Genomic DNA, 9,029 nt, shown 5'->3' on the forward strand with positions numbered 1-9,029 from the left:
GGTCCCCGTAAACACGGGTGACAAAAAACATTGTCATATCCCCCGTTCAGGGTAGAGCTAGAAGGCAGAGCAACCGCTATCTTCACCATCGACGACAGACCGGAAGGGGATCGGGTTCAAAATGCGCATGACTCCGGCCCTGACCTTGGTTGCCGCCCTGCTGATAGTGGCGTTCACCGTGGTGACGGCACTGTATATCGCCTTGCATCAGCCGTGGATGGGAACGACCCTGACGATTTCGCCCTCAGGCGGGCTCAGCATCAATACGCCATCCCGATATGGTCCGAACAGCACCTTGCCCGCCGACAGCGTGCTCCGCGCCATCGGTCAGGATCGGGGCGAAGGCAAAATCCCACTGGTTACGACCGACGTGATCGAGGAACCCGATTTCTTCGATACCTTTCTGGATATGGATGGTTTTTTCCACCGGCAGGGGCAGTTGCATGACATCCTGTCCCGTCCCACTATTTACGCCGATCTGGATATCGCCGGAACACCCCTGAGCGATGCTGAAATCAGCGTTTCCGCACAGCGACCGCTGGCCAGTCTGCCGCTGGTGTTTTGGGTTCAACTGTTCGTCGGCATTACCGGCTTTTTCATCGCCGCCTGGGTCTGGAGCCTGAAACGTACAGAATTACCTACCTTCTTCTTTGCATTGGCTGGATTTGGGTTGATGATTTCCGCAACTTCGGCGGCGATTTACAGTACCCGCGAACTCGCCTTGCCGGAAACGTTGTTTTCCCTCCTGTCCAGCCTGAACCATATAGGCGCCTTGACCTTCGGGGCCGGTATGATTGGCCTGTTCCTCAGTTATCCGTATCGGCTGGTCGGTACGGGATTGGCGTTTCTGCCGTCGCTTCTCCTGGCGTTTTGGGTTGCTGCGGACTGGTTCCGTCTGCTGGAAGGGCCACCACTGGCCCGGCAATTGCCGATCATTTTGGCAATGGCGACAATCGCAATCTGCGTGGTGCTGCAATTTTGGAAAACGCGCGGCGATCCGCGTGCCCGCGCGGTGTTGCGCTGGCTTGGCCTGTCGGTGCTGATCGGGGCGGGCCTGTTCGTGCTGACCTCGATCGTGCCGGAACTGTTCGGGGCAGGGCGGTTGCAATCGCAGGGCTATTCTTTCCTGTATTTCCTGATCATCTATGTCGGTGTGGCGCTTGGCGTGTCACGTTACCGGCTGTTTGATCTGGAAGAATGGGCATTCCGCATCCTGTTTTACATGGGGGGCATTCTTTTAATCGTGTTGCTGGACGTCGCCTTGGTGCTGATCGTTTCGATCGAAGAAGTACCGGCCTTCAGCCTGTCCTTTGTTCTGGTGGCGCTGTTCTATCTTCCTTTTCGCGACAGTCTGTGGCGGCTGTTCATGTCAAACACGGACCGCAACCGCGAAGCATTATTCACCCATGTCGTCGATATCGCGCTGACCCCCACCGGCAAAAGCCAAACTTCACGTTGGCAGAACCTTCTGGCTCAAATTTATAATCCGCTCGACATCCATCCCGCCGAAACATCCGACCGGTCGGGCATAGAAAAAGAAGGGCTGGGCATGGTTATTCCGGCCATCGGCAACATTCCGGCGCTGCGGCTGGAATATGCCAATCAGGGCCGAAAACTGTTCAGCCAGCGCGATCAGGATCTGGCCGGGGAACTGATTTCGATGTTGACCCACACCTATGAAAGCCGTCAGGCCTTTGAACAAGGCGTCGCCGAAGAACGAAGCCGCATTGCCCGTGATATGCATGACAATATCGGCGCGCAATTACTGGGTGCCTTGCACAGCCGCAATGCTGAACGCAAGGATGGCATGATCCGCGCAAGCCTGTCCGACCTGCGCGACATCATCAACAACCTGTCGCATACCGGATTATCGCTACAAGAAGTTCTGGCCGATCTCAGGGCGGAAACCGTCGACCGGGTACATAATGCCGACATCGCACTGCAATGGCAATTTTCCGGGGATGAAAACGCAACCCTGTCACCGGGATCTGTCCACGCATTCCGGTCGATCCTGCGTGAAGCGATCAGCAATGTAATCCGCCATTCCCAAGCCGGGCAGGTGAGTATCAGCGTGACCCGCGATGGGGACGCCGTTGCCCTGACAATCGAAGATGACGGGGTAGGATTTGATCCGGCCCACCAACATGCAGGCAACGGCATTACCAATATGCGGGCGCGGATTGAAAATCTTGGCGGTATTTTCGAAATGACCTCGTCATCTCGCGGCACCCGGATCGCCGCAAGGCTGCCACTTGCCGATACGGAGAACCAGGCATGAAAGAAATCCTGATCGTCGAAGATATCGCCGAAACTCGGCGCTGGCTGGGTGATATTGCCAGCACCGCATTTCCCGGCTGCACCATCAGTGAGGCCCGCAATATGCGGGCCGGGATTTCGGCGGTGGCAAGTAAGGATTTCGATCTGGCAATGATCGATCTTGGTCTGCCGGACGGGTCGGGGCTGGACGTGTTGCGCAATCTGCGTCTGGTCCAACCCAAAGCGGCCTGTATCATCACCACAGTGATGGGGGAAGATTCCCATATCGTTGCCGCGCTTTCTGCCGGGGCCGACGGGTATCTGTTGAAAGAGCAACCCGAAGATCTGCTGATACAGCAATTGCGCCAACTGGCCCAAGGCATCCCGGCGCTGACGCCATCGATCGCGCGCCGCATCATGGAACATTTTCGTTATACCGGGCCAGCCGCAGATCCCGAGGACGAACTCAGTTCCCGCGAAAAAGAAGTGCTAGCGCTGATCGGGCGGGGACTGCGCAATGTCGAAGTGGCCGAGGATCTGGATATTGCCGAAGGCACAGTGGCGAGCCACATAAAGACGATCTACCGCAAACTGGGAATATCATCGCGCGCCGAAGCCGCGTGGCATGCCGCCAGAATGGGGCTGGTCGCGCCAAGACAGACCGGCAGGTAAGGCCGCATTTCTTTGCCTACTTAATTCGCATAATCGGTATTATGGTAAATATTGCGAAACGACAGGTTCAGCTAGTAACGTAGTTTCTCTATACTTAACAGATTATTAGCTGCCATACATGAAAGACGTCTTGCTGGACCGAACAAGGCTCGGTCCAGCAAACACGTTCATCTCATACGGCTTCCAGCGCGATCGCGATACCTTGACCCACGCCGATGCACATCGTCGCCAAAGCCCGTTTTCCGCCATTGAGCTTCAGTTCCAAAGCCGCAGTACCGGTCAGACGTGCCCCCGACATGCCCAACGGATGCCCCAGAGAGATTGCGCCGCCATTCGGATTGACCCGCGGATCGTCATCAGCGATGCCCAGATCGCGCAGCGTTGCCAGCCCCTGGCTGGCAAAGGCTTCGTTCAGCTCGATCACATCGAAATCGCTTTGCTGCAACTCCAGACGCGCCATCAGCTTCTTCGATGCCGGTGCCGGTCCGAACCCCATGATCCGCGGCGCAACGCCCGCAGTGGCACCGCCCGACACCTTGGCAATCGGCGTAAGCCCATATTTTTCAGCAGCTTCCTTGCTGGCAATGATCAAAGCGGCCGCACCGTCATTGACACCGCTGGCATTGCCGGCGGTGACGGACCCACCTTCACGGAACGGTGCGCGCAATTTGGCCAGAGACTCGACTGTGGTCGACGGGCGCGGATGCTCATCCGTGTCAACGATGATCGGCTCTCCCTTGCGCTGCGGAATGAAGACCGGGGTGATTTCGCGGGCAAGTCGCCCATTGTCTTGCGCCCTGCCCGCTTTCTGCTGCGACCGAACCGCAAAAAGGTCCTGATCTTCGCGACTTATGCCGAATTCTTCAACAACGTTTTCAGCCGTTTCAGGCATCGATTCAACACCATATTGCGCCTTCATCAACGGATTGATGAACCGCCACCCGATGGTGGTGTCGAAGACAGCGGTCGTGCGGGAAAAGGCGGTTTCAGCCTTGGGCATCACAAATGGCGCGCGAGACATGCTCTCGACCCCACCTGCGATGATCAATTCGGCCTCGCCCGCCTTGATGGCACGGGCTGCCGCGATCACCGCATCCATGCCCGATCCGCACAGGCGGTTCATCGTCGTTCCGGGCACTGTTTCTGGAAAACCAGCCAATAACAGGCACATACGCGCCACATTTCGGTTATCTTCCCCGGCTTGGTTGGCACAACCGAAAATAACGTCATCAATCGCCGCCAAATCCATATTTGGGTTGCGCTCGGCCAGTGCCTTGAGCGGAACCGCCCCCAGATCGTCAGGTCGAACCGACGCCAAGGCACCTCCGAAACGGCCAATAGGGGTTCGGACATAATCGCAAATATAGGCGTCTTTCATCAGGTTTACTCCGATACATTCAATCCGTTATCGCACCCACCAGTTTTGCAGGTGCGCGTGTTTAGGGATGCAAGCCCTCAATATACCAATCTTGGTGCCTTGCCCGTCAGATATAATCAGCCCTCTGCGGTTTGCTTGATGCCTCTATCCCTCTGGCGCAATAGATAGAATATGCGATCAATCGCTCCCAGACTTAATGCTCAAATACCGACATTTGTTCTCATGGCGATTTACAGCGTTCGCAATGTGAACAAATCTATGGATCTCGGGATCGCACACTGCTCGGTATGGCCGAACCAACTCCACGGACCGTTTCGACCCCGACACCGCAACAGAAAGATCATTCAAATTTTCAGCCCATATAGTTAAAACGCCAAGACGGCGCACAATGGGCAATAGACGTGCCTGGGCACTATTTATAGCTACGAAGCATATCCTACGACCTATAATTTCCATTATTTAGAGTAGTTTATAAAGCGATCTTAAATCGTCACATTCATAGGTGTATCCGATCTACACATTTTTCAACAAAGCGAAGCAGGCTCTCGACATACCCCCAAGGATGCAGGTAAGAATAAGGTTGATTATACTGGTGGAGAGGCCGGATTCACGCCATTTTTGCGTGCAGTTCGGGAAGGACGAGGACAGTATGAGCAAAAGCAAACATCTTAAGGCGATAACGAATGCGCAAAGCATCGAAGAGCTCTGGGATATGCATATCAAGAAAATGGCAACTTACGGTTTCGACCGTTTGCTATATGGTTTTACCCGTTATCGCACGACGAATTCGTTGGGTGATCCCGAAGATTTCGTTATCCTGACCAATCACGATCCAGCCTATACCGATGTCTTCATGGGTCAGGGGCTTTATTTCCACGCCCCTATGGTGAAATGGGTCTTGGAAAATGAAGGCGCCAGCAGCTGGAACATCCTGCGCAAGATGATAGACAGCGGTACACTAACCCACAGCGAAAGAAAGGTAATCGAATTTAACACCTCGATGAACGTTCTGGCGGGGTATTCGATCAGCTTCAAATCGATTTCGCCGCGCTCCAAGGGGGCGATTGCCCTGACCGCGAAGGCCGATATCAGCCAGAATGAAATCGATGAGGTTTGGGCTGAACATGGTGACGACATCATCGTGATGAACAATGTTGTACATCTTAAAATCATGACCCTGCCCCAATCGGTTCCTGGTCGTGGCCTGACCAAGCGGCAGAAAGAAGCGTTGGAATGGGTCGGGGATGGTAAAACCACTCAGGACATCGCCCTTTTGATGGGACTGACGCCCGCAACGGTGGAAAAACATCTCCGGCTGGCACGCGACGCGTTGAATGTGGAAACCACTGCGCAGGCGGTTTTGAAAGCCGCGCTACAGAACCAAATGTTCGTCATCGAAGCCTGATCCGGCACCAAATCTCAGGGAAACCCTGCACGCGCGGTCGCTTTATCCTGTCTTTTCAATAAGATTCGGTCAATTTACAGCAAAAAGTAGGGAATCCCATACTTTCGTGAATGGCCTCGCCCGGGCAGTCTTACCCCGTTCCGTGAGTGGTGGCTTTAGCCTTGGAACTTTCGAGGAGAAACCTTGCGATTTCAGGCCCTTCTTTTCGACCGGTGTTTCCGGACGCTGGCTTGTCACCAATATTTACTGGCCGGCAAGTCAGCACCGGACGCCTCCTTGCTCATCCCCAATCGTAATGGGGGGCGTTCGAAATCGGGGCGGTGGCGTTGCTAACGGCACCGCTCCTTTCTTTTTTGATCGTTTCGATAAAGCACGACCCGACCGAATTCAGAAAAACAAGAATGGTACCTGATCCGCAACGAAAAACGCCCCGCAAAAGCAGGGCGTTCTTTTCGATTTTCAATCAGAGCGAAATCAGCCCTGAGCAGCCTTCGCCACTTCAGCAGCGAAATCTTCTTCTTTCTTTTCGATGCCCTCGCCCACTTCCAGGCGCACGAAAGCAACAATTTCGACACCGGCTTCTTTGGCCGCATCAGCCACGGTCAGATCCGGATTCACCACGAAGGCCTGACCCAGCAGAGTGCTTTCTGCGATGAATTTCTTCATCCGGCCCACGATCATCTTTTCGATCACCTGCTCGGGCTTGCCCGATTCACGTGCGATTTCGATCTGGATGCCACGCTCTTTTTCAACGATGGCCGGGTCCAGATCGGCTTCGCCCAAAGCGGCGGGGCTTGCAGCGGCAATATGCATCGCAACCTGCTTGCCGAACGCTTCGTTATCGGTCGACAGGGCAACCAGAACGCCGATCTTGCCCATGCCATCCGCAACAGCATTGTGGACATAAGACACCACGCAGGCGCCTTCGACCGACGCCATGCGGCGCAGGCCCATGTTTTCGCCGATGGTGGCGATCTTGTCGGTGATGGTGTCGGCAACCGTTTTGCCGCCCAGATCGGCCGCGTTCAGCGCGTCGATATCGGCCGCATTCAGAGCCGCGCCAGCAATCGCGCTGACCATCGACTGGAATTCAGCATTCTTGGCAACGAAATCGGTTTCCGAGTTCACTTCGAGCGCGACACCCTTGCCATCGGCCACGGCCACGGCGACCAGCCCTTCGGCGGCGGTACGGCCCGATTTCTTGGCGGCTTTGGCCAAACCTTTGGTGCGCAACCAGTCAATGGCGGCTTCCATGTCACCATCGGTTTCGGTCAACGCTTTTTTCGCATCCATCATGCCCGCGCCCGTCGTGTCGCGCAGCTCTTTAACCTGTGCAGCTGTGATCGCCATCGTTTGGCTCTCCTCGGAATAGATATTGAAAGTCCGAGTGCGGCATAGCCCGCACCCGGTATCAGTTTTGTGACGAAGCCTTACGCTTCGGCAGATTCGGCAGCGGCTTCTTCAACCGGGGCTTCTTCCAGCGCGCCAAGATCGACACCCGCGCCTTCCATCTGGGCGGTCATGCCGTCCAGCGCGGCACGGCTGGCCAGATCGCAATAGAGCGTGATCGCACGCGACGCGTCGTCGTTGCCGGGGATGATGTAATCAATGCCATCGGGCGAACAGTTGGTGTCGACCACGGCCACAACCGGGATGCCCAGCTTGTTGGCTTCGGCAATCGCCAAAGCTTCTTTCTTGACGTCGATGACGAACAACAGGTCCGGAACGCCGCCCATGTCGCGGATACCGCCCAGCGAAGCCTGCAGCTTCTGCTGATCGCGGTCCATGTTCAAACGCTCTTTCTTGGTCATACCTTCGGCGCCTGTTTCCAGCTGCTCGTCGATCGACTTCAGGCGGTTGATCGACTGCGAAACAGTCTGCCAGTTGGTCAGAGTGCCGCCCAGCCAGCGGTGGTTCATGTAATATTGAGCGCATTTTTCAGCAGCTTCGGCAACCGGGACCGACGCCTGACGCTTTGTGCCGACGAACAGAACCCGTCCGCCCTTGGCAACGGTGTCGCGGATCACTTTCAAAGCCTGGTCCAGCATCGGAACCGTCTGAGTGAGGTCCATGATGTGGATGCCGTTACGCGAGCCGTAAATAAACTCGCCCATACGGGGGTTCCAGCGTTGGGTCTGGTGACCGAAGTGTACGCCAGCTTCCAGCAGCTGACGCATAGTGAATTCAGGAAGAGCCATGTCCATATTCCTTTCCGGTTTGGCCTAAGCGGGGTATTCAGGGCATTCGCCCAACCGGCGGACCTGTGCAGGATTTCTCCCTGCCAGGCCCAACCCCACCTGTGAAGTGAGCGCGCATCTAAGCCATATTTCGGGGCTTGGCAACCCTCAATCGGAACCGGTGCCGCTTGCGGCCATCGCTTGTCGGACACCTTGATCGCTGGATATGGATCTTTATGCCAAGATGAAATGGCGCGTACAGCACGGCCCTTGCAGTGGCCGGGTATTGGCGGCAAAAACGATGCGATGAAAAAGACCCCGTATATCCTTTGTATCGGTTCCGTGATGTGGGACGTGATCGGACGCGCCACCATCGTGATGCGACAAGGCTCCGACGTGCCGGGCCGGATTGAACGGCTTCCGGGTGGGGTGGCAATGAACATCGCCATGGCGCTTGGCCGGATGGGGTTGAAACCGTCGGTTCTAACCGCCATCGGCCGCGATATGGAAGGCGACGACCTGCTGGCGACCTGCCAGCGGCTTGGCATCGACACCACCCATGTCTATCGGTCCCACGATCTGCCGACCGATCAGTATATGGCAGTCGAAGGTGCCAACGGGTTGATCGCGGCGATTGCCGATGCGCTGTCGTTGGAAACCGCAGGCGACAAGATCCTGCAGCCTCTGCTCAATGGGCCACTTGGGTCCGGTACTGCGCCTTATGAAGGGCTGATCGCGCTTGATGGCAACCTGACCCATTCCTTGCTGGAAAACATCGCCACCCATACCGCCTTTGCCCTAGCCGATCTGCGTGTCGCCCCGGCCTCGCCCGGCAAGGCAGAGCGCCTGCAGCCCTTCCTGCGCCATTCGCGCGCCGTGCTGTATGTCAATCTCGAAGAAGCCGGGCTACTGTGCCAGCAAAGCTTCGACTGTTCGGCGAAAGCAGCTGCGGCGCTGGTACGGCATGGTGCGGCGCGTGCCTTGGTCACCAATGGCGCCAATCCGGCCAGTGACGGCTGTTCCCAAGGCGTGATCAGTGCACCTCCACCCGAGGTACTGGTCACACGCATCACGGGCGCCGGGGATACCTTCATGGCCGCTCATATGGCCGCAGAACGCGTTGGCTTGCCGCGTGAACAGG

7 protein-coding genes are annotated in these 9,029 nt (G+C 56.3%); 4 read left to right on the forward strand and 3 right to left on the reverse strand.

The window, feature by feature from the left end:
• Window positions 1-121: 121 nt before the first annotated feature.
• Window positions 122-2,278, forward strand: coding sequence for a sensor histidine kinase (locus TG4357_RS01715; protein ID WP_082644039.1), 2,157 nt, complete (start codon window positions 122-124; stop codon window positions 2,276-2,278).
• Window positions 2,275-2,928: a response regulator gene (locus tag TG4357_RS01720; protein WP_058261135.1), complete on the forward strand. Its 654-nt coding sequence runs from the start codon at window positions 2,275-2,277 to the stop codon at window positions 2,926-2,928. The genes TG4357_RS01715 and TG4357_RS01720 overlap by 4 nt, the downstream gene beginning before the upstream one ends.
• A gap of 172 nt (window positions 2,929-3,100) precedes the next feature.
• On the opposite strand, the gene pcaF is transcribed toward TG4357_RS01720, so the two are convergent.
• Window positions 3,101-4,306, reverse strand: a complete 1,206-nt coding sequence (gene pcaF, locus TG4357_RS01725) for a 3-oxoadipyl-CoA thiolase (RefSeq protein WP_058261136.1) — start codon at window positions 4,304-4,306, stop codon at window positions 3,101-3,103.
• Window positions 4,307-4,955: 649 nt separating this feature from the next.
• Here pcaF and TG4357_RS01730 point away from each other — a divergent pair.
• Window positions 4,956-5,711 (forward strand): helix-turn-helix transcriptional regulator, encoded by a 756-nt coding sequence (locus TG4357_RS01730; RefSeq protein WP_058261137.1) that lies wholly within the window; start codon window positions 4,956-4,958, stop codon window positions 5,709-5,711.
• 474 nt (window positions 5,712-6,185) lie between these two features.
• Here TG4357_RS01730 and tsf read toward each other — a convergent pair whose 3' ends face one another.
• Both tsf and rpsB read right to left on the reverse strand, forming a co-directional pair.
• Window positions 6,186-7,061 carry a translation elongation factor Ts gene (gene tsf / locus TG4357_RS01740; RefSeq protein ID WP_058261139.1) on the reverse strand — a complete coding sequence of 292 codons (876 nt, stop codon included), beginning with the start codon at window positions 7,059-7,061 and terminating at the stop codon, window positions 6,186-6,188.
• Window positions 7,062-7,141: 80 nt separating this feature from the next.
• The gene (gene rpsB, locus TG4357_RS01745) at window positions 7,142-7,909 is read right to left on the reverse strand and encodes a 30S ribosomal protein S2 (RefSeq protein ID WP_058261161.1); all 768 of its coding nucleotides are present in this window, start codon (window positions 7,907-7,909) and stop codon (window positions 7,142-7,144) included.
• Between the two features lie 285 nt (window positions 7,910-8,194).
• On the opposite strand from rpsB, the gene TG4357_RS01750 reads away from it, so the two are divergent.
• On the forward strand, window positions 8,195-9,029 hold an 835-nt coding region (locus TG4357_RS01750; RefSeq protein ID WP_058261162.1), incomplete at its 3' end, for a PfkB family carbohydrate kinase.

Source organism: Thalassovita gelatinovora (genome assembly GCF_001458355.1).
Classification (GTDB): domain Bacteria; phylum Pseudomonadota; class Alphaproteobacteria; order Rhodobacterales; family Rhodobacteraceae; genus Thalassobius; species Thalassobius gelatinovorus.

Bases quoted from the DNA above. Each gene is read 5' to 3' on its own strand.
- rpsB (WP_058261161.1), bottom strand. From the start codon at position 7,909: ATGGCTCTTCCTGAATTCACTATGCGTCAGCTGCTGGAAGCTGGCGTA.
- TG4357_RS01730 (WP_058261137.1), top strand. From the start codon at position 4,956: ATGAGCAAAAGCAAACATCTTAAGGCGATAACGAATGCGCAAAGCATC.
- TG4357_RS01715 (WP_082644039.1), top strand. From the start codon at position 122: ATGCGCATGACTCCGGCCCTGACCTTGGTTGCCGCCCTGCTGATAGTG.
- TG4357_RS01720 (WP_058261135.1), top strand. From the start codon at position 2,275: ATGAAAGAAATCCTGATCGTCGAAGATATCGCCGAAACTCGGCGCTGG.
- pcaF (WP_058261136.1), bottom strand. From the start codon at position 4,306: ATGAAAGACGCCTATATTTGCGATTATGTCCGAACCCCTATTGGCCGT.
- tsf (WP_058261139.1), bottom strand. From the start codon at position 7,061: ATGGCGATCACAGCTGCACAGGTTAAAGAGCTGCGCGACACGACGGGC.